This is a genomic window from Pseudarthrobacter sp. PvP004, from assembly GCF_017876035.1.
Taxonomy (GTDB): domain Bacteria; phylum Actinomycetota; class Actinomycetes; order Actinomycetales; family Micrococcaceae; genus Arthrobacter; species Arthrobacter aurescens_A.
Window position 1 is genome coordinate 489,760 of record NZ_JAGINL010000001.1, and the last position, 24,490, is coordinate 514,249.

The 24,490-nt window shown below is 62.8% G+C and carries 19 protein-coding genes; 15 read left to right on the forward strand and 4 right to left on the reverse strand.

Going from position 1 to position 24,490, the window contains the following annotated elements; genetic code table 11:
• Complete coding sequence (gene coaA / locus J3A64_RS02220; protein WP_011775550.1) at positions 1-972, reverse strand: type I pantothenate kinase; 972 nt, start codon at positions 970-972, stop codon at positions 1-3.
• Positions 973-1,110: 138 nt separating this feature from the next.
• Here coaA and glmS point away from each other — a divergent pair, with 138 nt between their 5' ends.
• The 8 genes from glmS to J3A64_RS02260 all read left to right on the forward strand — a co-directional run bounded on the left by glmS (position 1,111) and on the right by J3A64_RS02260 (position 13,837).
• Positions 1,111-2,994: a glutamine--fructose-6-phosphate transaminase (isomerizing) gene (gene glmS, locus J3A64_RS02225; protein WP_043806225.1), complete on the forward strand. Its 1,884-nt coding sequence runs from the start codon at positions 1,111-1,113 to the stop codon at positions 2,992-2,994.
• 4 nt (positions 2,995-2,998) lie between these two features.
• Complete coding sequence (locus tag J3A64_RS02230) at positions 2,999-3,346, forward strand: holo-ACP synthase (protein WP_011775548.1); 348 nt, start codon at positions 2,999-3,001, stop codon at positions 3,344-3,346.
• Positions 3,347-3,361: 15 nt separating this feature from the next.
• Positions 3,362-4,939: an NAD(P)H-hydrate epimerase gene (locus J3A64_RS02235; RefSeq protein WP_210063553.1), complete on the forward strand. Its 1,578-nt coding sequence runs from the start codon at positions 3,362-3,364 to the stop codon at positions 4,937-4,939.
• A gap of 69 nt (positions 4,940-5,008) precedes the next feature.
• Positions 5,009-7,291 (forward strand): glycogen debranching protein GlgX, encoded by a 2,283-nt coding sequence (glgX, locus tag J3A64_RS02240; protein ID WP_011775546.1) that lies wholly within the window; start codon positions 5,009-5,011, stop codon positions 7,289-7,291.
• On the forward strand, positions 7,288-9,600 hold the full coding sequence (gene treY / locus J3A64_RS02245; protein ID WP_210063554.1) for a malto-oligosyltrehalose synthase: 2,313 nt from the start codon (positions 7,288-7,290) through the stop codon (positions 9,598-9,600). Before glgX ends, treY begins: the two co-directional genes overlap by 4 nt.
• A gap of 93 nt (positions 9,601-9,693) precedes the next feature.
• Positions 9,694-11,466 carry a malto-oligosyltrehalose trehalohydrolase gene (gene treZ / locus J3A64_RS02250; RefSeq protein WP_210063555.1) on the forward strand — a complete coding sequence of 591 codons (1,773 nt, stop codon included), beginning with the start codon at positions 9,694-9,696 and terminating at the stop codon, positions 11,464-11,466.
• Between the two features lie 79 nt (positions 11,467-11,545).
• Positions 11,546-12,583 (forward strand): L-glyceraldehyde 3-phosphate reductase, encoded by a 1,038-nt coding sequence (gene mgrA / locus J3A64_RS02255; RefSeq protein ID WP_014922368.1) that lies wholly within the window; start codon positions 11,546-11,548, stop codon positions 12,581-12,583.
• A 168-nt stretch (positions 12,584-12,751) separates the two neighbouring features.
• Complete coding sequence (locus J3A64_RS02260; protein ID WP_011775542.1) at positions 12,752-13,837, forward strand: inositol-3-phosphate synthase; 1,086 nt, start codon at positions 12,752-12,754, stop codon at positions 13,835-13,837.
• Between the two features lie 191 nt (positions 13,838-14,028).
• Here J3A64_RS02260 and J3A64_RS02265 read toward each other — a convergent pair whose 3' ends face one another.
• Positions 14,029-15,717 (reverse strand): formate--tetrahydrofolate ligase, encoded by a 1,689-nt coding sequence (locus J3A64_RS02265; protein ID WP_011775541.1) that lies wholly within the window; start codon positions 15,715-15,717, stop codon positions 14,029-14,031.
• 99 nt (positions 15,718-15,816) lie between these two features.
• Positions 15,817-17,061: a D-inositol-3-phosphate glycosyltransferase gene (gene mshA, locus J3A64_RS02270; protein WP_210063556.1), complete on the reverse strand. Its 1,245-nt coding sequence runs from the start codon at positions 17,059-17,061 to the stop codon at positions 15,817-15,819.
• Between the two features lie 111 nt (positions 17,062-17,172).
• Between mshA and J3A64_RS02275 the strand changes: the two genes are divergently transcribed.
• Positions 17,173-17,691 (forward strand): GNAT family N-acetyltransferase, encoded by a 519-nt coding sequence (locus tag J3A64_RS02275; protein WP_210066038.1) that lies wholly within the window; start codon positions 17,173-17,175, stop codon positions 17,689-17,691.
• Here J3A64_RS02275 and J3A64_RS02280 read toward each other — a convergent pair.
• Complete coding sequence (locus J3A64_RS02280; protein WP_210063557.1) at positions 17,688-19,061, reverse strand: 6-phospho-beta-glucosidase; 1,374 nt, start codon at positions 19,059-19,061, stop codon at positions 17,688-17,690. The genes J3A64_RS02275 and J3A64_RS02280 overlap by 4 nt on opposite strands.
• Before the next feature lie 46 nt (positions 19,062-19,107).
• Between J3A64_RS02280 and J3A64_RS02285 the strand changes: the two genes are divergently transcribed.
• From J3A64_RS02285 to tsaD, 6 genes are read left to right on the forward strand one after another with little or no spacing between them, the layout of a single operon-like run.
• Positions 19,108-20,202, forward strand: coding sequence for a carbohydrate kinase family protein (locus J3A64_RS02285; protein WP_238324342.1), 1,095 nt, complete (start codon positions 19,108-19,110; stop codon positions 20,200-20,202).
• 56 nt (positions 20,203-20,258) lie between these two features.
• Positions 20,259-21,512 (forward strand): alanine racemase, encoded by a 1,254-nt coding sequence (gene alr, locus J3A64_RS02290; RefSeq protein WP_011775536.1) that lies wholly within the window; start codon positions 20,259-20,261, stop codon positions 21,510-21,512.
• On the forward strand, positions 21,509-22,087 hold the full coding sequence (gene tsaE / locus J3A64_RS02295) for a tRNA (adenosine(37)-N6)-threonylcarbamoyltransferase complex ATPase subunit type 1 TsaE (protein ID WP_210063558.1): 579 nt from the start codon (positions 21,509-21,511) through the stop codon (positions 22,085-22,087). Before alr ends, tsaE begins: the two co-directional genes overlap by 4 nt.
• Positions 22,087-22,758 carry a tRNA (adenosine(37)-N6)-threonylcarbamoyltransferase complex dimerization subunit type 1 TsaB gene (gene tsaB / locus J3A64_RS02300; protein WP_210063559.1) on the forward strand — a complete coding sequence of 224 codons (672 nt, stop codon included), beginning with the start codon at positions 22,087-22,089 and terminating at the stop codon, positions 22,756-22,758. Before tsaE ends, tsaB begins: the two co-directional genes overlap by 1 nt.
• Before the next feature lie 13 nt (positions 22,759-22,771).
• Complete coding sequence (rimI, locus tag J3A64_RS02305) at positions 22,772-23,275, forward strand: ribosomal protein S18-alanine N-acetyltransferase (RefSeq protein WP_014922361.1); 504 nt, start codon at positions 22,772-22,774, stop codon at positions 23,273-23,275.
• Positions 23,272-24,417: a tRNA (adenosine(37)-N6)-threonylcarbamoyltransferase complex transferase subunit TsaD gene (gene tsaD, locus J3A64_RS02310; RefSeq protein ID WP_014922360.1), complete on the forward strand. Its 1,146-nt coding sequence runs from the start codon at positions 23,272-23,274 to the stop codon at positions 24,415-24,417. Before rimI ends, tsaD begins: the two co-directional genes overlap by 4 nt.
• The last annotated feature ends 73 nt before the right edge of the window (positions 24,418-24,490 follow it).

Consider the following 24,490-nt stretch of genomic DNA (forward strand, 5'->3'; position numbering starts at 1 on the left):
CTAGACCTTCCTCAGGAGCATGCGGCGGATGGAGTGGTCTGCGTCCTTGGTGAGTACCAACTGCGCACGTCCGCGGGTCGGCAGAACATTCTCCTCAAGGTTCGGCTCGTTGATGCGCTTCCAAATGCCGCGTGCCGTGGACTCAGCGTCGTCGTCCGACAGTGTGGCGTAGCGGTGGAAGTAGGACTCGGGCTGGGCGAAGGCTGTGGTTCTCAGCTTCCGGAAGCGGTCCACGTACCATTCCTCAATGTAGGAGGTTTTGGCGTCGACGTAGATGGAGAAATCGAAGAAGTCGCTGACTGCGAGCCCCTGTTTGCCATCCATTCGCGGACGGGCGGGGGCCAGGACGTTGAGGCCTTCAACGATCAGCACATCGGGGCGCCGGACCACAACTTCCTTCCCGGGCACGATGTCGTACGTAACGTGGGAGTACCACGGGGCGCGGACTTCCTCGGCGCCGCCTTTGACTTCCGAGACGAAGCGGAGAAGGCCTCGGCGGTCGTAGGACTCCGGAAATCCCTTTCGCTCCAGCAGGTGCCGACGCTTAAGCTCCGCCAAGGGGTACAGAAAGCCATCAGTGGTGATGAGCTCCACGTTGGGAGTCCCTGGCCAGCGCCTGAGCATTTCCCGGAGCACACGGGCGATGGTGGACTTGCCAACAGCAACCGAACCGGCCACACCGATCACGAACGGCGTGCGCTGGGTTTGTTCGCCCAGGAACGTGGTGGTGGCTGCGTGGAGCTGATGCGACGCCTCGACGTACAGATGCAGGAGGCGTGACAGGGGGAGGTAGACCTCCCGGACTTCCTTCATGTCCAAAGGGTCGCCGAGGCCGCGGAGGCGGAAAATGTCCTCTTCGTTGAGGGGCTGCTCCATCTGCGCTGCAAGCCGGGACCACGTTTGACGGTCCAGCTCTACAAACGGGGAAGCGCCGTCGCCATTAGCTTCGGTGCGTTGCAAAGTCACGCTCATGATTCTGCCCTCCGCGGGGCTGATCAGGAAATGCGCGACGACCGGCAGGTGAATTGTGAGTGATGGAATGCGCTGGGGCGGTCAAGGAGCTGGGATGTCCCACATCAGTTGTTTGCACTAGCCGCTAGGCTTGTACCCATGTGTGGAATCGTAGGCTATGTTGGCAATTCGTCTCGCAAGGCAGCTGGATACAGCGCTCTTGACGTTGTGGTGGAAGGGCTGCGCCGTCTGGAATACCGCGGCTATGACTCCGCCGGCGTCGCAGTAGTGGCTGATGGGACCATCTCGTCCCGTAAAAAGTCCGGCAAGCTGAGCAACCTGATCGCAGAACTGGAAGCAAGTCCCGTTCCCGAGTCCATGACCGGCATTGGCCACACGCGGTGGGCTACCCACGGCGGACCCACCGACCGTAACGCGCACCCGCACCTCTCCGACGGTGGCAAGCTCGCGGTCATTCACAACGGCATCATTGAAAACTTCGCTGAGCTCAAGCAGGAACTGCTGGGCAAAGGCGTCACCTTCGAATCGGAAACCGACACCGAAGTTGCTGCCGCCCTCATCGGTGACATCTTCCGCAACCAACTCAATGGCGACGGCGGCAACCTCACCGAGGCGATGCGCCTGGCCTGCCAGCGACTCGAAGGTGCTTTCACCCTTCTCGCAGTCCACGCAGACCAGCCCGACGTCGTCGTGGCTGCCCGCCGCAACTCCCCGCTCGTTGTGGGCCTGGGCGATGGCGAGAACTTCCTCGGCTCCGACGTTTCCGGATTCATCGACTACACCCGCCGCGCAGTGGAACTGGGCCAGGACCAGATTGTCACCATCACCGCGGACTCCGTGGAGATCACCGACTTCTTCGGCGCTCCCGCCGAGGGCAAGGAATACCACGTTGACTGGGACCCTGCTTCTGCCGAAAAGGGTGGATTCAGCTCCTTCATGGAGAAGGAAATCCACGACCAGCCGGACGCCGTAGCGCAGACCCTCCTGGGCCGCTCGGACCTCAACGGCAAACTCACTCTTGACGAAGTCCGCATCGATCCGGAGCTCCTCAAGCAGGTGGACAAGATCATCGTGCTGGCTTGCGGTACCGCAGCCTACGCCGGCCTCGTGGCCAAGTACGCAATCGAGAATTGGTGCCGGATCCCCACCGAGGTGGAGCTCGCCCACGAGTTCCGCTACCGCGACCCCATCGTTGATTCCAACACGCTGGTGGTTTCCATCAGCCAGTCGGGCGAAACCATGGACACGCTGATGGCTGTCCGTTACGCCCGCGAGCAGGGCGCCAAGACCATCTCCATCTGCAACACCAACGGTTCGACCATCCCGCGCGAATCCGACGCCGTGCTTTACACACACGCAGGCCCGGAAATCGCCGTTGCGTCCACCAAGGCATTCCTGGCGCAGATCACTGCTGCCTACCTGCTGGGCCTCTATCTGGCCCAGTTGCGCGGCAACATCTTCTCCGGACAGATCAAGGATGTCCTGGCGGACCTCAACAAGATCCCGGCCAAGATCCAGAAAATCCTGGACAACGCAGGGCCCTTGCGCGAGCTCGCGCGGAGCATGAAGGACGAGAAGTCCGTCCTCTTCCTGGGTCGCCACGTTGGCTACCCGGTTGCCCTAGAGGGTGCCTTGAAGCTCAAGGAAATCGCCTACATCCACGCTGAAGGTTTCGCTGCCGGCGAGCTCAAGCACGGTCCGATCGCCCTGATCGACGACGGCCAGCCGGTGTTCGTTGTGGTGCCGTCTCCGCGTGGCCGGGACTCCCTGCACTCCAAGGTAGTCAGCAACATCCAGGAAGTCCGCGCACGTGGTGCCCGTACCTTGGTCATCGCTGAAGAAGGTGACGAGTCCGTCAAGGATTACGCAGAGCACGTCTTCTACGTACCGGAGACTCCCACCCTGCTGATGCCGCTGCTCACCACCGTTCCGCTGCAGATCTTTGCTGCTGAATTGGCTGGCGCCAAGGGTTACGACGTCGATCAGCCGCGTAACCTCGCCAAGAGCGTGACCGTAGAATAACGCCATGATTGTTGGCATTGGCGTAGACGTCGTAGACATCGAGCGGTTCGGCCGGCAGTTGGAACGGACACCCGGACTCCGGGACCGTCTGTTTGTTCCTGCCGAGCGGGAACTCAACACCCGGTCCTTGGCAGCACGCTTTGCTGCCAAGGAAGCGGTGGCCAAGGTTCTGGGCGCTCCGGCGGGCATGAACTGGCAGGATTGCTGGATCGGCCTCGACGAGAACGGACCTACCGTCCAGGTCAAGGGAACGGTGCTCGCCGTGGCCGAGGCCAAGGGCGTCAAGCGCTGGCACCTGTCCATGAGCCACGACGGGGGAATCGCCACGGCGACTGTCCTCGCCGAGGGCTAAACGGACTTATAAGCAATGATCAGCGCCTTCACCGGACAACAGATCAGGGATGCGGAACAACCGCTCCTGGCCTCCGGTGAGGGCGCTGTTCTTATGCAGCGGGCGGCTTACGGGTTGGCCCATGCGGTGGCTCGTGAGGTCAAAAAGAGGCGAAAGCTTGCGGGTGCGAGCGTCACGGTGCTGGTCGGCAAGGGCAACAACGGCGGCGATGGCCTCTTCGCTGCGGCTTTGCTGGCCCGACGCGGAATGCGCACGACGGCGGTCCTCGCCGCGGCTGAAGTCCATGCGGAGGCGCTGGCTGCCTTTGTTGCGGCCGGAGGGCGTGTTGTGCGGCTGGAGGCCGCGAACGCGGAAGAGCTCGCAGTCCTGTGCGCCGGGGATGACGTCATTATTGATGCCCTGCTCGGGACCGGCGCGCGCGGTGGGCTGCGGGACGCCTCTGCCGAACTGGTGGCCTCGCTTCAAGAGCTGCGTCCTCGCTTGGTAGTGGCTTGCGACCTCCCCAGCGGACTGGACGCAAACACCGGCGAAGTGCATTGGCCGGTGCTGGATGCGGATGTCACCGTGACATTCGGCGGCATCAAGGCCGGGCTCATGGCAGATCCGGGTGAAGGCTGTGCCGGACGCGTGGAGCGGGTTCCGATCGGTATCGAGAAACAGCTGGAACACAACAGCCCCGAGCTTCGGAGGCTCACTGCCTCGGACATCGGCGCTTTGCTGCCCAACCCCGGCCGGCGCGCCCACAAATACTCCCGGGGCGTCCTTGGTGTAGTAGCGGGTTCGGCGCGTTTTGCCGGAGCGGCTGTCTTGAGCGTGCACGCGGCTGCCCTCGCCGGCTCGGGCATGGTGCGCTACCTCGGACCCCAAGCAGCAGCTCAACTGGTTCTGGCCCGAACCCCGGAAGCCCTCTGGGAAACGGATGATCCCGGCCGCGTCCAAGCATGGTTACTAGGGTCCGGGGTCGCCGGCGAGGAACAGCTGGAGCGGGCGAGGGATGCCGGATCGTCGGCCCTCGCCGACGGGTTGCCGGTGATTGTGGATGCAGGAGCTTTGAGCCTCCTGCCGGATCGTTGCCCGCCCCATTGGATTTTGACTCCCCACGCCGGTGAGCTGGCCACGTTGCTGGGTTCGCTTCCTTCTACGGGCGAGGTAAAAGTCACCCGCGACGACGTCGAATCCCGGCCCCTGCACTTTGTGCGTCAGGCCGCCGAACAAACCGGAGCCACCGTGCTCCTGAAGGGTGCCACCACTCTGGTGTCCTCGCCGTCGGGCGTTGTCTTCAGTCAATCGGATGGCACCGCTTGGATGGCGACAGCAGGCAGCGGCGATGTTCTGGCCGGCGTTCTGGGCGCGTTGCTGGCGCAGGCGGCTGAATCGATCAATGATGACGACGGCGCGTATGCCCGCTTGGGCTTGAAGCTCGAGGACCGCTGGGCCGCCCTCGCCGCGGTGGCGGCGAGCGTCCACGGCCGGGCAGGAGCCCTGGCGTCCGCAAATTTTGACGGAGGACCCCTTACCGCGTCGGCGATCATGGCAGCTGTACCACGCGTCATTGGTTCGCTCAACGCGGAATACGACCGAACAAGACCGTAAGGTTGCTGTCGGTGTCTGGGGGCATGAGTAGGCTTGCAACAGTTGTTCGCATCATCAAGAGGAGAACGCATGGAAGTCTGGCCTGGATCGGCTTATCCGCTGGGTGCCACCTTTGACGGCACCGGAACCAACTTCGCGCTGTTTAGCGAGAAGGCCGAAAAAGTAGAGCTTTGCCTCTTCGACGACGACGGCGCGGAGGTTCGCGTCGCTGTTACCGAGGTAGACGGTTATGTGTGGCACTGTTACCTGCCGCAGGTTCAGCCCGGGCAGAAGTACGGCTACCGTGTACACGGGCCTTACGACCCCGACGCGGGCCAGCGCTTCAACCCCAACAAGCTGCTGCTGGATCCTTACGCCAAGGCCATCCACCGGCAGATCGACTGGGACCCTTCCCTGTTCTCGTACAACATGGGGGACCCGGATTCCCGCAATGACGAGGACTCCGCGCCGCACATGATGCTGGGCGTGGTCATCAACCCGTTCTTCGACTGGGACGGCGACAAGCTCTTGCGGATTCCGTACCACAAGTCCGTGATCTACGAGGCACATGTCAAGGGCCTCACCCAGATGCATCCGGAAGTGCCCGAGGAGCAACGCGGCACGTATGCCGGCGTCGCCCACCCGGCTGTTATTTCCCATCTGCAGAAGCTGGGGATCACGGCCATCGAACTCATGCCGGTGCACCAGTTCGTCAACGACGGCATCCTGCAGGACAAGGGCCTGAACAACTACTGGGGCTACAACACCATCGGTTTCTTCGCGCCCCACAACAGTTACAGCTCCAAGGGTGATACCGGCCAGCAGGTCCAGGACTTCAAGGCCATGGTGCGGGCGCTGCACACCGCTGGTATCGAGGTCATCCTCGACGTCGTGTACAACCACACCGCCGAGGGAAACCACCTTGGACCCACCCTGTCTTTCAAGGGCATTGACAACTCCGCGTACTACCGCCTGGTGGAAGACGACCAGAAGTACTACATGGATTACACCGGCACGGGCAACTCGCTCAACGTCCGCAGCCCGCACTCGCTCCAGCTGCTCATGGATTCGCTGCGTTACTGGGTCACCGAGATGCACGTTGACGGATTCCGTTTCGACCTCGCCTCCACGCTGGCCCGTGAGTTCTACGATGTGGACAAGCTGTCCACCTTCTTCGAACTCATCCAGCAGGACCCGGTAGTGTCCCAAGTCAAGCTCATTGCTGAGCCGTGGGACGTTGGACCTGGTGGGTATCAGGTGGGTAACTTCCCTCCGCAATGGACGGAGTGGAACGGCCAATACCGCGACACCGTCCGCGACTTCTGGCGCGGGGAACCTTCCACCTTGGGCGAGTTCGCTTCCCGGCTCACCGGCTCGGCGGACCTCTACGAACATTCCGGGCGTCGCCCTGTGGCGTCGATTAACTTCGTCACCGCACACGATGGCTTTACCCTGGCCGACCTCGTCTCCTACAACGAGAAGCACAACGAGGCCAACGGTGAAGACAACAACGACGGCGAATCCCACAACCGTTCCTGGAACTGCGGTGCGGAAGGGCCCACGGATGATCCCACGGTCCTTGGCCTGAGGGCGCGTCAGCAGCGCAACTTCATAGCCTCGCTGTTCCTGTCCCAGGGCGTTCCCATGCTTCTGCACGGAGACGAACTCGGCAGGACCCAAAACGGCAACAACAACGGTTACTGCCAGGACTCAGAGTTGACGTGGATCAACTGGGACAACGTTGACCAACCCCTGATCGAGTTCACGGCGGCGGTTAGCGCACTCCGGGCCAAACACCCCAGCCTGCGTCGCAGCCGATTCTTCGATGGGCGCCCGGTGCTCCGTGGAGAAGGCGAGCGTCTGCCGGACATCGTATGGCTGGACGCTGACGCGAGCACTATGACGCCGTCCGATTGGGACGAAGCTTTGGGACGCTCCGTGGGCGTGTTCCTCAATGGAGACGGTATCCATGGCCGGGATACACAGGGGCGACGCATCACCGACGTCAATTTCCTGTTGTACTTCAACGCCGACCAGGACGAAGTAGGCTTCCGGATTCCTTCCGATGAGTATGCGCCTGCTTGGGATGTCATGATCGATACCGCTGGAGAAGGTGCTGAAGCCGGCGTCATCAAGCCCGATCAGATCCTCATGGTAGGCGGCAAGTCCTTGGTGGTACTTCGCGCCCACAGCACTCCTGAGATTGAACCCGATCACTCGGTGGCAGCCTCCCTTGCAGCTCTTACGCAGACAAGCACTCCGGAAACGGCATCCATCACCGCCCCTGCAGTGACGTCCTTGCCGTTCGACTACAAGGCGGACGCGCCGGCTGAGTCCAAGGACGCCGGCGACCCGAAGAAGGCGGACTCGTGAAAACCCCCGTTTCGACGTACCGGCTCCAAATTCGCCCGAGCTTCACGTTGCAGGATGCGGCTGAGCTCACCGGATACTTGCGCACCCTGGGAATCGATTGGGTCTACGTCTCACCGATCCTCACCGCGGAGAAGGGTTCGGATCACGGCTATGACGTCACCGATCCCTCCACTGTGGATCCCTCAAGGGGAGGGCCCGAGGGGCTTTCCGCACTGTCCGCGGCAGCGAAGGACAAGGGTCTGGGCATCCTGGCCGACATCGTGCCCAACCACATGGGTGTTGCTTCGCCCAAGCAGAATGCGTGGTGGTGGCAGCTGCTGAAGGAAGGCCGCGGTTCAAAATACGCCGAGGCTTTCGACGTCGACTGGGACTTCGGCGGCGGGAAGATCCGCATCCCTGTCCTGGGCAGTGACGACGACCTTGACGAGCTGAAGGTGGTGGACGACGAACTGCGGTACTACGATCACAGTTTCCCGTTGGCCGAAGGAACGTACGCGTCCGGGGATAGCCCGCGCGAGGTCCATGAGCGGCAGCACTATGAGTTGGTCGGCTGGCGCCGGGCCGACGCTGACCTGAACTACCGCCGGTTCTTTGCTGTTAACACCTTGGCCGGAGTGCGCGTTGAGGTTCCCTGGGTCTTTGACGAGTCCCATAAAGAGATTGTTCGCTGGTTCCGTGAAGGCCTGGTGGACGGGCTGAGGATCGACCACCCGGATGGGCTCGCCGATCCCGAGGGATACCTCGCAAGGCTGCGCGAAGCGACGGCGGGCGCTTACCTTTTGGTGGAAAAGATCCTGGAACCGGGGGAGCAGTTGCCGGAGACCTTCGACTGCGAAGGCACCACCGGGTATGACGCCTTGGCCGACGTTGACCGTCTTTTTGTGGACCCAGCGGCTGAAGAGTACCTGAACTCCCTTGATGCCCGTCTGCGGAACGCGGACGCCCCAGCGGATTACCACGCCATGATTCATGCGACCAAGCGTCGGATCGCGGATGGCATCTTGCGCTCGGAGATCCTGCGTCTTGCCCGCCTTGTGCCTGAATCCTTGGAACTGCCGTTCGCCAAGGTGGCCGACGCCCTGGCTGAAGTCATCTGCTGCTTCCCTATCTACAGGACATATCTGCCCTATGGCGGGAAGACCCTCGTAGAGTCCGTGGAAAACGCCGCCAGGGAGCGCCCCGACCTGGCAACTGTCCTCAGCCAGCTTCAGCCTCTCCTGTTGGATGAATCCAGCCTGCTGGCCCAGCGTTTCCAGCAGACATCCGGCATGGTGATGGCCAAGGGCGTGGAGGACACCGCGTTCTTCCGCTACACGCGGCTTGGATCACTGACGGAAGTGGGCGCTGATCCCACGGAATTCTCCATCCCCAGCGGAGTCTTCCATGAGCGCATGGCCCGAAGGCAGCAGCTCTTGCCGCTCTCCATGACCACCCTGAGCACGCACGACACCAAGCGGAGCGAGGATGCACGGGCCAGGATCTCGGTCATCTCCGAGGCAGTACCGGAATGGGAGCTGTTCCTTGGCACCGTTCAGGAGCTCGCCCCCATCCCGGACGGACCCCTCTCCGCCTTGGTCTGGCAGTCAATCGTCGGCGCGTGGCCTGCAGATCGCCAACGACTGCAGTCCTACGCCTTGAAAGCGGCCCGCGAAGCCGGGAACTCCACCAACTGGACCGACCCCAACCAGGAGTTCGAGCCTAAGTTGGCTACCGCCGTCGACGCCGTTTTCGACGTCCCCGAGGTTGCCGCCGCGCTGACGAACTTCGTGGAAGAACTCGAACCCTACGGAACGTCCAACTCGCTGTCCGCCAAGCTGATCCAGCTGACCATGCCCGGCGTCCCGGACGTCTACCAAGGGACGGAATTCAGGGACGGTTCACTGACGGACCCCGACAACCGGCGGCCGGTGGACTTCCAAGCCCGCATCGCTGCCTTGGGGGAGCTGGATGATGGCGCCAAGCCCGCGTTCACGGATGAATCCGCCAAACTCCTGGTGGTTTCCCGCGCACTAAGGCTGCGCCGTGACAGGCCTGAGCTGTTCGCCGGTTACCTACCGGTCGCGGCCCAAGGCGCTGCAGCGGGACACGTGGTGGCTTTCGACCGCGGGGCGGACCGTCGCGGAGCCCTCACCGTTGCCACACGCCTGCCCAAGCGGCTCGCAAGCGAAGGCGGCTGGCGGGACACGACCATTGAATTGACTGTGAACTGCCGGGATGAACTCACGGGAGCTACATACGGGGCCGGTGCTGTTCCGGTGGCCACCTTGCTGGAGCATTACCCGGTGGCCCTGTTGGTGCCCACGGCCTGATCGCTGGACTGGCCTGATCGCTGGACTGGCCTGATCGCTGGACTGGCAACATCGTCACTGCAAAGCACGCTTAAACACGTACAGGGGAGCTTGATGCTGGAGCACGCTGCTGGAAAAAACCGTTACGACGTCTGGGCGCCGAACGCTGGTTCTGTTCGGCTGCTCGCCGACGACCGGGAATACGCCATGGAAAAGCATCACGACGGCGCCGCCTCCGGATGGTGGCGCGCGCCGGCTGATGTGGTGGCAGAGGAAACCGACGGGGTTCGGTACGGCTACGTACTGGACGGGGAGGGTCCGTTCCCCGATCCGCGCTCACGGAGGCAGCCGGACGGGGTTCATCAGCTGTCCGCGACCTTCGATCCCTCCGTCCATGAATGGAAGGACAGCGAGTGGAAAGGGCGGAACCTCAAGGGTTCCGTGATCTACGAACTACATCTGGGCACCTTCACTCCTGAAGGCACGCTGGATGCCGCCGCCGGGAAACTGGACTACCTGGTGGACCTCGGCGTCGATTTCATTGAACTGCTGCCGGTCAACGGGTTCAACGGGGTTCACAACTGGGGCTACGACGGCGTCCTTTGGTATGCCGTTCACGAGCCTTACGGCGGTCCGGCCGCGTACCAGCGCTTTGTGGACGCGGCGCATGCAGCGGGCCTTGGTATCATCCAGGACGTTGTTTACAACCACCTCGGGCCGAGCGGCAACTATCTGCCCAAGTTCGGCCCGTACCTGAAATCGGGAGAGGGCAACACCTGGGGTGATTCCGTAAACCTTGACGGCCCCGGCTCGGACGACGTTCGCCGCTACATTCTGGACAATGCAGCGATGTGGCTCCGGGACTACCATGTGGACGGACTCCGACTCGACGCTGTGCATGCTTTTCGGGACGAGCGCGCCGTGCACATCCTCGAAGAGTTCGGGGCGCTGGGAGACCAGATTGAGGCCGAAACAGGTATACCCAGGACCTTGATCGCTGAATCCGATCTGAACAACCCTCGGCTCATCTACCCGAGCCAGGACAACGGCTACGGTTTGGAAGGCCAATGGAGCGATGACTTCCACCACGCCGTCCACGTCAATCTCAGCGGGGAGACCACCGGCTACTACTCGGACTTCGACTCTCTGGCAGTGCTGGCAAAAGTCCTTGAACACGGATTCCTCCACGACGGAAGCTACTCCAGTTTCAGAGGACGACACCATGGAAGGCCCATTCGGCGTGACTTGGCCCACCCGTCGGCACTGGTGGTCTGCCTCCAGAACCACGACCAAATCGGCAACCGCGCCATCGGTGACAGGCTCACGGCTACGTTGTCCTACGGACAGTTGGCCATCGGCGCTGTGCTGACCATGACATCCCCCTTCACGCCCATGTTGTTCATGGGTGAGGAGTTTGGGGCCTCCACCCCGTGGCAGTTTTTCACGTCCCACCCAGAACCAGAGCTGGGCAAGGCAACAGCCGAGGGACGGATCAAGGAGTTTGAACGCATGGGATGGGATCCGGCAGTTGTTCCTGATCCGCAGGACCCGGAGACGTTCCAGCGTTCCAAGCTCAAGTGGGATGAAATCGGCGATGGGGACCACGCACGCTTGCTGCAGCTCTACAAGGATTTGGCACAGCTGCGCCGTAACACCCCGGAATTGGTGGAGGGCGGCTTCGGTGAGACTTCCGTTGAGTTCGACGACGACGAACACTGGCTGCAGTTCACCCGCGGCACCGTCCGGGTGGTATGCAACTTCGGGGACGACGCACTCGAAACGCCACTGAGCGGCTCCGTGCTGCTGGCCACCGACGGCGAAGCAGCCCTGGAAGCCGGGACGCTGACGCTTCCCGGCGCTAGCGCCGCCGTCGTGCGCGTCCAGTAAGTCCATGGATCGAGGGTGACGGCGCCCACAATGCGGACAGCGCCGTCACCCCGGTTTATGCAGTGGCAGGATGGTACGTATGACTTATTCGGCTGCGGAAAACCGCTACGAAACCATGCCCTACCGCCGCGTCGGACGCAGCGGGCTCAAGCTACCCGCTATCTCGCTGGGCCTTTGGCACAACTTCGGCGACGACAAACGTTTCGACGAACAGCGCGCCATCCTTCGCCGTGCATTCGACCTCGGCGTGAACCACTTCGACCTCGCCAACAACTACGGACCGCCGGACGGATCGGCCGAGACCAACTTCGGGCGTCACCTGAAAGACGACTTCAAGCCGTACCGTGACGAACTGGTCATCTCCACCAAAGCCGGTTACTACATGTGGCCCGGCCCTTACGGCGAGTGGGGATCCCGCAAATACCTGATCTCCAGCCTGGACCAGTCGCTGGAGCGCATGGGCCTGGACTATGTGGACATCTTCTACAGCCACCGTCCCGACCCCGAGACGCCGCTGGAAGAGACCATGGGCGCCTTGGACTACGCAGTCCGGTCCGGCAAAGCACTTTACGCGGGCATCTCCTCCTACACCCCGGAGCAGACCCTCGAAGCCGCACGGATCCTGAAGGAGCTTGGCACCCCGCTGCTGATCCACCAGCCCAGCTACTCCATGCTGAACCGGTGGACCGAGAACGGCTCACCCAACCTCTACGAGGCACTGGACCAGGTGGGCGCAGGATCCATCGCCTTCTCACCGCTCGCGCAAGGCATGCTCACCAACCGGTACCTCAACGGCGTTCCGGCGGACTCCCGCGCAGCCAAGGAACGCTTCCTGTCCGAGTCCGCGCTGACGGAAGACAAGCTGGACCGCGTGCGCGGCCTGAACGCCATTGCCGAGGGTCGGGGGCAGACCCTCGCGCAGATGGCCATTGCGTGGATCCTTCGCGATCAGCCCAAGGGTTCGCCGGTGACATCCGCGCTTGTTGGTGCCTCCAGCGTGGCCCAGCTTGAGGACACTCTCAGCGCGATCAACAACCTGAAGTTCACTACAGATGAGCTGACTGCGATTGACGAGTTCGCCGTCGAGTCGGACATCAATCTGTGGGCTCAGAAGTAACCTTCAAGAACTGACATAAACAGCGGAAGCCGGTAGGGAACAAAACCGGCTTCCGCTGTGTTGGTTACAATGCAAGTGTGCGCCGAATGGCGCCGTGCCAATTAGCCGTGCCCTGGACTCAGTCAGGGATGCGCCTGGCACCTGAGGTTATTTCTCAAAAGGAGTTCCGTGTCTTCACATCCGATTCGTGTTGCCATTGTCGGTGTAGGTAACTGCGCCGCATCGCTGGTCCAAGGTGTTCAGTACTATCGCGACGCTGACCCCAAGGCCACGATCCCGGGTCTGATGCACGTCGAGTTCGGCCAGTACCACGTCAACGACGTCCACTTCGTTGCTGCTTTCGACGTCGATAGCAAAAAGGTTGGACTGGACCTCGCAGACGCCATCGGCGCCAGCGAAAACAACACCATCAAGATTGCCGACGTTCCCGCAACCGGTGTGACTGTTCAGCGCGGCCACACCCTTGACGGTCTTGGCAAGTACTACCGCGAAACGATCGTCGAGGCTCCGGATGAAGCCGTTGACATCGTCGCTGCGCTCCGCGAAGCCAAAGCCGACGTCATGGTCTGCTACCTGCCCGTCGGTTCGGACCAGGCAGCCAAGTTCTACGCCCAGTGCGCCATCGACGCCGGAGTTGCTTTTGTCAACGCCCTCCCGGTCTTCATCGCCGGCACCAAGGAGTGGGCTGACAAGTTCACCGAAGCCGGTGTCCCGATCGTTGGCGACGACATCAAGAGCCAGATCGGTGCCACCATCACGCACCGCGTCATGGCCAAGCTCTTCGAAGACCGCGGCGTCACGCTGGACCGCACATACCAGCTGAACGTCGGCGGCAACATGGACTTCAAGAACATGCTGGAGCGCGACCGCCTCGAGTCCAAGAAGATCTCCAAGACCCAGGCCGTGACCTCGAACGTAGAAGCCGAGCTGCACGCCGACGACGTCCACATCGGACCGTCCGACTACGTTGCCTGGCTCGATGACCGCAAGTGGGCCTTCGTCCGCCTTGAGGGCCGCAACTTCGGTGACGCTCCGGTTTCCCTCGAGTACAAACTCGAAGTGTGGGACTCCCCGAACTCTGCCGGCGTGATCATCGACGCCATCCGCGCTGCGAAGATCGGCTTGGATCGCGGCATCGGCGGTCCGCTGCTTTCCGCCTCGAGCTACTTCATGAAGTCGCCGCCGGAGCAGTTCAACGACGACCTCGCCCGCGACAAGGTTGAAGCCTTCATCCGCGGCGACATCGAGCGCTAAACCACCACGGTTTGAACAGACGCCCTTCCACTGATGTGGGAGGGCGTCTGTCGTTCCCGGACGCTCTCTCACATCCCTCGGGTTTGAGCCGGACGCTCTATCACTTTCCTAGAAAGAGTGAGAGAGGGTTGGCCGGAAGGGGTGGGATGTGGGAGAGGGTTGGCCGGAAGGGGGTGGGATGTGAGAGAGGGTTAGAAAAGGCCCGTAGGGTTGCCGTCCGCGTCGACGTCCATGCGCATCGCGGCCGGTTCCTTGGGGAGGCCGGGCATGGTCATCACCGCGCCGGTCAACGCAACGATGAAACCGGCACCCGTCTTGGGAATCAGTTCGCGGACGTGCACGCGGAATCCCTTGGGCGCGCCAAGCCTCGAGGCATCGTCAGTAAACGAGTACTGTGTCTTGGCCATGCACACCGGGAGTCCTGACCAGCCGTTCTTCTCGATCTCGGCGAGACGCTTGAGCGCGGGGACTGAAAACTCCACTCCGTCGGCTCCGTAGATCTCCTGCACAATCGTGCGGATCTTGTCCTCAACACCGAGTTCCAGCGGGTACAGGTGGTGGAAGTTGGACGGGGCTTCCAAAGCTGCTGCGACTTTGGCCGCCAGCTCGTCACCGCCATCGCCTCCACCCCCTCGGCCCCAGACATCAGCGACGGCCGCTTCCACGCCTTCTGCAGCGCACCAAGCGAGGAGCCACTCAAGTTCCTCGGGAGTGTCTGATCCAAACTTGTTGATGGAAACAACGGGGGAGATACCGAACTTCGCCACGTTTCCCACGTGCCTTTTCAAATTCTCGACGCCGGCGGCGACAGCCTCGACATTTGGCTCGTTGAGTTTCTCCTTGGGAACGCCGCCCTGCATCTTGAGGGCGCGGATTGTGGCAACCACCACGACGGCGGATGGTGCCACCTCGGCGATGCGCGCTTTGATGTCCATGTACTTCTCGGCACCGAGATCTGCGCCGAAGCCGGCCTCAGTAACCACGATGTCGGCAAGCTGCATGGCGGTGCTGGTGGCGATCAACGAATTGCAGCCGTGCGCAATGTTCGCGAAGGGACCGCCGTGGACCAAGGCGGGGGTGCCTGCGATGGTTTGGACGAGATTCGGCTTGATGGCGTCCTTCAAAAGCATGGTCAAGGCCCCCTCCACGCCGAGGTCCGAAACGGTGACCGGGGTGCGATCGTAGGTGTACCCGAAGGTGATGCGTCCCAGCCGTTCCCGGAGGTCGTCGAGGTCTGTGGCGAGGCAGAAGACCGCCATGATTTCCGAAGCCACCGTGATATCGAAGCCGTCTTGCCGGGGCACTCCCTGCATGGGCCCGCCGAGTCCGATGACGACTTCCCGCAATGCACGGTCGTTCATGTCCAGCACGCGCTTGAACGTCATGCGGCGTGGATCGATTCCGAGTTGGTTGCCCTGGAAGATGTGGTTATCCACGAGTGCCATGAGGGCGTTGTTTGCGGACGTGATGGCGTGGAAGTCGCCGGTGAAGTGCAGGTTGATGTCATCCATGGGCAACACCTGGGAATAGCCCCCGCCCGTAGCCCCGCCCTTCATGCCGAGGATGGGGCCCAGGGAGGGCTCGCGCAGGGCAATCATCACTTTGTGGCCAGCGCGGGCCAGGGAGTCCGCGAGTCCCACAGTGGTGGTGGACTTGCCCTCGCCTGCCGGGGTGGGGGACATGGCAGAGACCAGCACCACCTTGCCGGGCGCCTTTCCCCGGGGGAGCACCAGCTTGGCCGTATTGATCTTGGCCTTGTACGGCCCATACAGCTCAAGGGCATCCACATTGATGCCCGCGCGTTCGGCGATTGCTTCAACGGGAAGCATGGTGGCGTTGTGGGCAATTTCAAGATCGCTCAGGACCTTGTTTTCAGACATCGTTGTCCTTCGGCTCTGCCCGCAGCGGGGATGCTGCTGCTGGGGTTCTTACGCTGTGCGCGACAATCTATCAGCCCTGGAGCGGATCCTGGCGAAGACTCAGCGCCTGGGAACCAACAGGCCGCTGACGGCCTCCCGGTAGCTTTCCAAGGTGATGGCGGCTGTGCGCTGCCACCCAAAGGACTCGGCGTGGGTGGCAGCCAGGCGGCCCATGTCCTCCCGGGTTTGGACGTCGTCGTAGAGGTCTTCCAGGGCGTCCGCCCAGTCGGAGGGGTGGTGCCCGTCCACCAGTATGCCCGTTCGTCCGTCTGAGATGGCGCGGGAAAGACCACCAACGTTGGTAGCCACAACGGGGGTACCGCACGCCTGTGCTTCCAACGCCACCAAACCGAAGGATTCGCTGAAGGACGGCATTACCACGACGTCTGCGGACCGGAACCAACTGGCCAGCTCCGGTGCCACAACAGGCGGCCGGTGAGTGACGACGTCGGCCAGTCCGGCGTCTTCAATAAAGTGTTGGAGGTTGAAGTCCTTGGCGCCGCTGAGCGAACCCAGGATTGTCATTTCCAGATCGATGTCCGGCCGGCGTTTTCGAAGGATACCGGCTGCCTTCACAAAAACCTGGGGGCCTTTGAGCCGCTGGATCCTGCCGGCGAAGAGAATATGGAAGCTGTCCGGCCTGACACCTCGCAAGGAACGGGACTTCCGCCGAAACGATGGCGTGAACACCTTCAGGTCCACCCCGGGCGGGGCAACGTCAATCCGGTCAAGGTCTGCCCCGTAGTGGGAAACCAGTTCGTCGGCCTCCGCGGGGGTGTTGGCCACCAACCGGGCAGCGCCGTCCACAATATGTTGTTCGCCTTCTTCCCGGCGCCGTGGCTCAGGCCTTTCCCCGGACTCCAGGACGAGGTTTTTGACCTTTGCCATGGTGTGCATGGTGTGGACCAGCGGAACGCCCCATAACTCTGACAGTTCAAGCCCTGCGACGCCGGAAACCCAGTAGTGGGAATGGATGGCGTCGTAACGGCCGTGGAGCTGTTGGAGGCGGATTCTGTCGATTTCCTCCACCATGTGGTGCAGGAGCTCCGGCAGTTCTTCCTTGGGCAGTTTGCGGCGCGGACCTGCCATGACGTTATGGACGCAAACGCCCGGTCCGGGGTGTTCGACGGCGGGCTGGCCGGCTTTGGTGGAACGGGTGAAGATCTCTACCTCCACGCCGGACTCGGCAAGCGCCATGGCCAGCGCCCGTACGTAGACGTTCATGCCCCCGGCATCACCCGCGCCGGGCTGCTCCATGGGGGAGGTGTGCAACGACAGGAACGCCACACGACGGATCAACGGCACCCGGTCCTCCTCACGATCACAACAAAAATCAGCTTTGCCCTGCAGAAAACACTACTCCTGCCCCCGAGTTCCCATTCCGGCAAACTCCGCTATGTGGACAAGGCTGCTAGCGTGGCGGCTGTGAGCCAAGAACAAACCTTCCACATCCGCAAAGCAACGCCTGACGACTGGGCAGGCATCTGGTCCATCCTGGAGCCCGTGATCCGTGAGGGCGAGACCTTTACCTGGGACCGCGATACCAGCGAAGCAACAGCCAGGACCAAATGGATCAAGGTCGCTCCCGGCCAGACCTTCGTGGCGGTGAACCGGGACACAGGCGAGATCCTGGGAACAGGGGAGTTCCACGCTAACCAAGCGGGCGGTGGAAGCCACGTTGCTAACGCCGGGTACATGGTGGGGGCCAACAACTCGGGCCAGGGAATTGCCAGGGCGTTGTGTGCCTACTCGCTGAGCGAAGCCAAGGCCGCAGGGTTCCATTCCATGCAGTACAACGCCGTGGTGGAGAGCAATGTAAGAGCGGTGTGGCTATGGCAATCCATGGGGTTCAAGATCCTGGCCACGGTTCCTGAAGCCTTCGACCACCCGGAAATCGGCTACGTGGGCCTGCACGTCATGTACAGAAAGCTCTAGGTCCACAACTGGCTTAACTCAGGAAAAGCGGCCTCGTACCCCTCCAGCAGTTGCCGGCCCAAGGAGACCGAACCCACCAGCGGGTGCGCGGCAAATGCTTGAACGGCAGCCTCGCGATCGCCGGCAACAACCGCACGGATGGTTAGCCGTTCCACCTCCTTGACGTGCTGCATCAGGGTGAGGAACGGCCCGTCCGGCCGTTCCTGCGGAAGCGGCAATGCGCCGTCGGGCGTTACCTGGCAAGGAACCTCGACGACGGCGTCCGCCGGCAATCCGGGAACGGCCACCTCCGCCGCTGGCCCAGGAGCAGACACCGGTGAGTTGGGCACGTTGAGAATCAGCTGGGCGGTCCCGCCGCCGGACAGCGCCCGCATGACGGACAGGGCAACGCGTTCGTAGCCGCCGCCTGCGAGATCAGACTCGTCGCGTTGCTCCCCGTGCGTCCGGGCTTCGGCCAGGTAGCCTTCCTCGCGGGAGCGTCGGGCGGCATCCCACAGCCGGTACGGATGCGGATCCTGAAGAAGGCTTGGGTACAGCGAATTTTGCTGTTGGTGGATAGACGTTCCACGGGTTTCGCTTTGCTGTCCGATGGCTTCGGTGGCCTGTGCCGTTTGGTAGTAGTAGTAAAGGTATTCGTTGGGCAGGCAGCCGAGTTTTTCCAGAGTGTGCTGCCCGAACAACCGCCCTTCCTCCATGGTCTCCAGGGCAACGCGGTCGGACAGCAGACCCGGCAACAGGTCCCGTCCAGCAGGTGCCAACCGATAAAGCCACCCGAGGTGGTTCAGGCCGTAGTAGCCCACGCCGTCGAGGGTTCCTTCGTTGAGGGGCGCACCGGCAGCGCGGGCAGCGCGCTGGACCAAGCCACCGGCCGAGTCGCAGATGCCGATCACCCGGCGCCCCAGGATGGGAACCAGCGCTTCGGTGACCATGCCAGCCGGATTGGTGAAGTTGATGAGCCACGCGTCGGGGCAGTGGCGACGCATCGCCGCAGCGAGTTCCAACATGTGGGGAATGGAGCGGAGAGCGTACGAGATGCCTCCTGCGCCTGTCGTCTCCTGACCCAGCAACCCCAATCCCAAGGGAATCTGTTCGTCAGTGATCCGCCCGGCGGTGCCGCCCGGACGGATCGCGGCGAACACCATGTCCGTCCCGGTGAGTGCCTGCCCGAGGTCCGTGGAAACCACGACGGCGGGAGCGGAACCTTCGTCGGCGGGCATGTCGCGGAGTACCGCCTCCATGGCAGCGAGCCGTGAGCCGTCCACGTCAAAGAGGACGAGTTCATCTACCAACCCGGCAAAGGGACCCGCACACAAGGCGCGGTACACAAGGGGAACCCGGAATCCGCCGCCGCCGGCGATCATGAGCCGCATGATCCGAGTCTATGCAGCCCAGCACGTGCAGCGTAGTCTGCCGTGCATGGACGCTATGCCCCAGCGACGATTCGACCCCTTGGCTGCCGTGCGGTCGGACGGGGACCACCAGTGCGATCTCCTCCTGACAGGAACGGTTTTCCAGGACATCATTTTTACCGGACTTCCGCACGCTCCCGAACCCGGCACGGAGGTGTGGAGCGAAGGCATGGGCAGTTGCCCGGGAGGTGTTGCTAATCAGGCCATTGCCGCTTCCCGGCTGGGCTTGCGGACCAACCTCGCGGCAACCTTCGGGGACGACGGCTACGGCGATTACAACTGGCAGATCCTGGAAAGCCAGGAACACGTTGACCTCTCGCTCTCGCAAAGAGTTCCCGGCTGGCACTCACCAGTGACGGTATCCATGTGCGTCAACCAGGACAGGTCCATGGTCACGCACGGCCACCCCGCCCCGATCAGTTCCTCGGAACTGATTGGGAAGCCACCCAAGGCGCTCGCCGCCGTCGCCGATTTAGGCGAGGAGATGGAACCGTGGATGCTCGCAGCGAAGGATGCAGGCACCAAACTCTTTGGCGTGGTGGGCTGGGACCCCACCGGGCAGTGGTCGGAGCGGCGGCTGGACCAGCTGGCCAACTTCCATGCCTTCCTGCCCAATGCTCCCGAAGCGATGGCGTTCACCGGAAAAGCTGACCCGTGGGCGGCGTTGTATTCGCTGGCTGACCGCGTCCCGGTGGCCGTGGTAACTCTTGGCCCTCAAGGCGCGGTGGCAGTGGATTCGGAAACCGGGGAAGAGGAATGGGTGCCGTCACTGCCCGTATCGGCTTCCGATCCCACCGGTGCGGGGGACTGTTTCGGGGCGGCCTTCATTGTGGGATGCCTGGCAGGCTGGAGATTGGGGGACAGGCTACGGTTCGCGAACCTTTGCGCCTCCTTGGCGGTCCAGGAAGTTGGTGGCTCACTGGCAGCACCGGGGTGGGGCGACATCGCCGACTGGTGGCAACGGGCGAACGCGCGGAAGGAACGTCAGTCGAGTCAATGGTTGCGGCGCTTCGCCTTTTTGGAACCGATCGTGAAGGACATCCCGGCGGAGGCCCAACGACGAGCCCGGGCCACCATCGCGCATTTGTCGGACGCACAGTAGGGGCGCGGGGTGCCCGCAGTTAACCCGAGTTCACTGACAGCACTAGAATCTCTAGGGTGACTTACGAAGCAGCTGCAGATATCGGTATCGGGTCGAAGGCCTCCATAGCAAAGTCAGCGGTGCTGGAACGCTCCGCCGTGATCGACCTCGACGCCGTGCGGCACAACGTTCGTCAGTTCGTCGGTATTGCCTCCCCGGCCGCTGTTATGGCCGTGGTGAAGGCAGACGCTTACGGCCACGGTGCTGTACAGGTTGCCCGGGCAGCCCTCGACGCCGGAGCTGCCTGGCTGGGCGTCGCCCACATTTCCGAAGCGCTCGCCTTGCGCGCCGCCGGTGTCGAAGCCCCGCTGCTCGCCTGGTTGCACACCCGCGAAAGCAACTTCCAAGCGGCAGTCGCCGCCGGCATCGACGTCGGAATTTCCGGCTGGGAGCTGGAAGCCGTGGTGGCTGCAGCCCGGGAACAGGAGCGCCCGGCGCGTGTGCACCTCAAAGTGGACACAGGTCTGGGCCGCAACGGGTGCACCATCGCCGATTGGGACCAGTTGTTGGGCCAGGCCATGGAATACCAGGACCAAGGCCTCCTGCGGGTGGTGGGCGTTTTCTCGCACCTCGCAGTTGCTGACGAGCCGGAACGCCCGGAAACCGATGAGCAACTGGCCGTTTTCCGCGAAGCCCTTGCCATGGCGGAGGACGCCGGCGTGGATACCGAGGTCCGGCACATTGCCAACACGCCCGCAGCCCTGTCCCGCCCGGACTCCCACTTCGACCTGGTCCGCGTGGGCCTGGGCATTTACGGATTGTCGCCCTTTGACGGTGCAACGTCTGCTGAACTTGGCCTGCATCCCGCCATGACCGTCCGGACACTACTGTCCAACTGCAAGAAGGTGCCCGAAGGCCAGGGTGTTTCCTACGGACTCAACTACCGGACCATCGAGGAAAGCACGCTGGGCCTGGTGCCGCTGGGCTATGCTGACGGCGTCCCCAGGATTGCCACCGGGGGCCCCGTGCGGGTGAACGGCATCAACTACCCGGTAGTCGGCAGGATTGCCATGGACCAGATGGTCATCGACTTGGGACCGCTGTCCCCTGAAGCGGCGGCAGGCCTCAAGGGCGCGGAGGCCGTGATGTTCGGCAACGGTGCCGACGGCGGCCCCACCGCGGATGATTGGGCGGCCGCCGCCGGAACCAACAACTACGAAATCGTGACGCGCATCAGCCCCCGGGTCCCTCGCAGCTACGTCAACGAAATGCCCGCACAGCCGCACGCACCGGCGGTCGTCAGCGGCCAAGCCGAAACGGCAGCGCTGTGAGCAATCCACAGTGGGAGCGAACGCTGAAGGTCACGACGGCGGAACAGACGCACGCGCTCGCAGCAGCTCTAGGTGAGGTGCTGGAGGCCGGGGATCTTCTGGTCCTGACCGGCGAACTGGGTGCGGGCAAGACGACGTTCACCCAGGGACTCGGCGAGGGTCTGGGCGTCCGTGCCGGCATCATTTCGCCCACGTTCGTGCTGGTCAGGATCCACCCCAATCTTGCCGATGGCCCCAGGCCGGGTGGTCCGGACCTGGTCCATGTTGACGCGTACCGGTTGGACTCGGCAGCGGAGATCGATGACATCGATCTTGAGAACACCATGGACACAGCGGTCACCGTTGTGGAGTGGGGCCGGGACCGTGTGGAGCACCTCTCGGACAGCCGTTTAGAGGTTGACCTGCTCAGAGCTGTCGGTGGGGAAAGCACGGCAGCGGCTACGGACGGCGACGTGTTGGACTTCGATACCGATGACGACGACGAGCCCCGCACTATCGTTTTCCGGGGATTCGGTCCCCGTTGGGCCATAACGCCGCAACTCCTTGAAACTACTGCCCTGGTGGAAGGCAATTGATGCTGATCCTGGCTATTGATACTTCAGCGGTTGCCAGCGCGGCCCTGATTTCGGACGATGCCATGGAAAGCGTGGTGGAATCCTTTGCCACGGAGGACACCCGCAGCCACGCCGAAGTGCTGGCTCCCGGGATCCAGAAGCTTCTGGCTGGCGCGGGGGTCACGGGCTCGGACATCGACGCGATCGTCACCGGCGTGGGACCTGGCCCTTTCACCGGACTCCGCTCCGGCATTGCGACCGCCCGCACCCTCGCTTTCGTGTGGAACAAGCCCTTGTACGGGCTGATGAGCCTGGATGCCATCGCGTTGGAAGTTGCGGAGTCCACGGCGGCCACCCCCGAATTCCTTGTTGCTACGGATGCCCGGCGCAAAGAGGTGTACTGGGCCCGTTATACATTGGACGACGGCCAGCTTCCGGAACTTGTGGACGGCCCCCATGTTGGTTTCGCCTCCGAGCTTCCGGACTTGCCGGTGTTCGGCGCAGGCGCAGGCTTGTATTCCGATGTCTTGAAAGCGGATGAAGATTTCGCCACCACGCAGCCGGATGCGGCGTCGCTGGGCCAGTTCGCTTTGGCCAAGCTCACGGCCGGACAGGCGTTGTTGGACTCCACTCCGCTGTACTTGCGCGAATCGGACGCCCAGGTGCCCGGACCCAGGAAGCGTGCGTTGTGATGGGAGGGGCACTGTGAAACTGTCACCCAAGCTGGAACTCGCCGGGGTTTCCTTGCGCGACATGACGGAGGCCGACATCCCGGCGGTGGAGGCCTTGGAGCGCCGGTTGTTCCCCGTGGACGCGTGGCCCCTGCAGATGTTCTTCGATGAGTTGGCCCAGCCCGAGACCCGGCGCTATGTGGTGGCCGAGGTTGCAGGGGAGATCGTGGCCTACGCCGGATTGATGTGCATCGAGCCGATCGCGGACGTCCAGACGATCGCCGTCGTGCCTGAATTCGAAGGCAAGGGAATCGGCTCGGCCATCCTGACGGAACTGATTGATGAAGCGCGGCGCCGCCGTGCGGCAGACGTCCTGCTGGAAGTCCGGGCGGATAACCCCCGCGCCCAGCAACTGTACTTGCGCTTCGGCTTCGAGCAGATCCACGTGCGTCCCCGCTATTACCGGGACGGTACTGATGCCCTGATCATGCGTCTTGAACTGAACAAACATGAGTCCCAAGAAGGAGCCACAGCGTGAGCCGGCCATTTCCGGAACAGCAGAAGCAGCCGCTGGTGCTTGGCATCGAGTCATCCTGCGACGAGACCGGTGTTGGAATCGTGCGGGGTACCACCCTTTTGACCAACACCGTGTCCTCGTCAATGGATGAGCATGTCCGCTTTGGCGGGGTCATCCCGGAGATCGCTTCGCGCGCGCACTTGGACGCCTTTGTGCCCACCTTGCAGGAGTCACTGCAAGAGGCCGGTGTCACCTTGGAGGACATCGACGCCATAGCCGTCACGTCCGGCCCGGGCCTGGCCGGTGCGCTCATGGTGGGTGTTTGTGCCGCGAAGGCGCTGGCCGTTGCCACCGGCAAGCCGCTGTACGCGATCAACCATTTGGTGGCACACGTTGGGGTGGGACTGCTGGACGGCAACCGGGTTTCGGAAGGAAAGCACGACGCCGTTGCTGCCGCCGGCTTGGGTGCAGGCAAGCTCCCGGAGAACCTCGGGGCATTGCTGGTATCGGGTGGGCACACGGAAATCCTGCGCATCCGGAGCATCACGGATGACGTGGAACTCCTGGGGTCAACCATCGACGACGCCGCCGGTGAAGCCTATGACAAAGTGGCCCGCATCCTTGGCCTCGGCTACCCGGGTGGGCCTGCAATCGACAAGCTGGCGCGCCAAGGAAACCCCAAGTCCATCCGTTTCCCGCGCGGACTCACTCAGCCCAAGTACATGGGTACGGCGGAGGAGAAGGGGCCGCACCGCTACGACTGGTCTTTCAGCGGCCTGAAAACAGCGGTGGCCCGGTGTGTTGAGCAGTTCGAAGCCCGTGGCGAGGAAGTCCCCGTGGCAGACATTGCAGCAGCGTTCCAGGAAGCCGTGGTGGACGTCATCAGTTCGAAGGCAGTCCTGGCTTGCAAAGAGCACGGCATCACGGACGTCCTGCTCGGTGGGGGTGTGGCAGCGAACTCGAGGCTCCGCGAGTTGACTGGGCAGCGTTGTGCCTCCGCCGGGATCACGCTGCATGTTCCGCCGCTGGGCCTGTGCACGGATAACGGGGCTATGGTTGCTGCGCTTGGTGCCCAGCTGATCATGGCCGGCATCAGTCCCAGTGGAGTTTCCTTCGCGCCGGATTCCTCCATGCCGGTGACTACGGTGTCAGTGCCCGCCTGAGCTTCTCCATCAGGGCAGGCGCCATGGCCGAAACTAGTCGTCGGGACCGACCCCTCGAGCTCGCAGCCGGATG

Coding starts and splice junctions, on each gene's coding strand:
- J3A64_RS02235 (WP_210063553.1), top strand. CDS start 3,362: ATGATCAGCGCCTTCACCGGACAACAGATCAGGGATGCGGAACAACCG.
- coaA (WP_011775550.1), bottom strand. CDS start 972: ATGAGCGTGACTTTGCAACGCACCGAAGCTAATGGCGACGGCGCTTCC.
- J3A64_RS02230 (WP_011775548.1), top strand. CDS start 2,999: ATGATTGTTGGCATTGGCGTAGACGTCGTAGACATCGAGCGGTTCGGC.
- J3A64_RS02265 (WP_011775541.1), bottom strand. CDS start 15,717: ATGTCTGAAAACAAGGTCCTGAGCGATCTTGAAATTGCCCACAACGCC.
- J3A64_RS02280 (WP_210063557.1), bottom strand. CDS start 19,061: ATGCGGCTCATGATCGCCGGCGGCGGCGGATTCCGGGTTCCCCTTGTG.
- J3A64_RS02285 (WP_238324342.1), top strand. CDS start 19,108: ATGGACGCTATGCCCCAGCGACGATTCGACCCCTTGGCTGCCGTGCGG.
- treZ (WP_210063555.1), top strand. CDS start 9,694: ATGCTGGAGCACGCTGCTGGAAAAAACCGTTACGACGTCTGGGCGCCG.
- glmS (WP_043806225.1), top strand. CDS start 1,111: ATGTGTGGAATCGTAGGCTATGTTGGCAATTCGTCTCGCAAGGCAGCT.
- tsaB (WP_210063559.1), top strand. CDS start 22,087: ATGCTGATCCTGGCTATTGATACTTCAGCGGTTGCCAGCGCGGCCCTG.
- glgX (WP_011775546.1), top strand. CDS start 5,009: ATGGAAGTCTGGCCTGGATCGGCTTATCCGCTGGGTGCCACCTTTGAC.
- mgrA (WP_014922368.1), top strand. CDS start 11,546: ATGACTTATTCGGCTGCGGAAAACCGCTACGAAACCATGCCCTACCGC.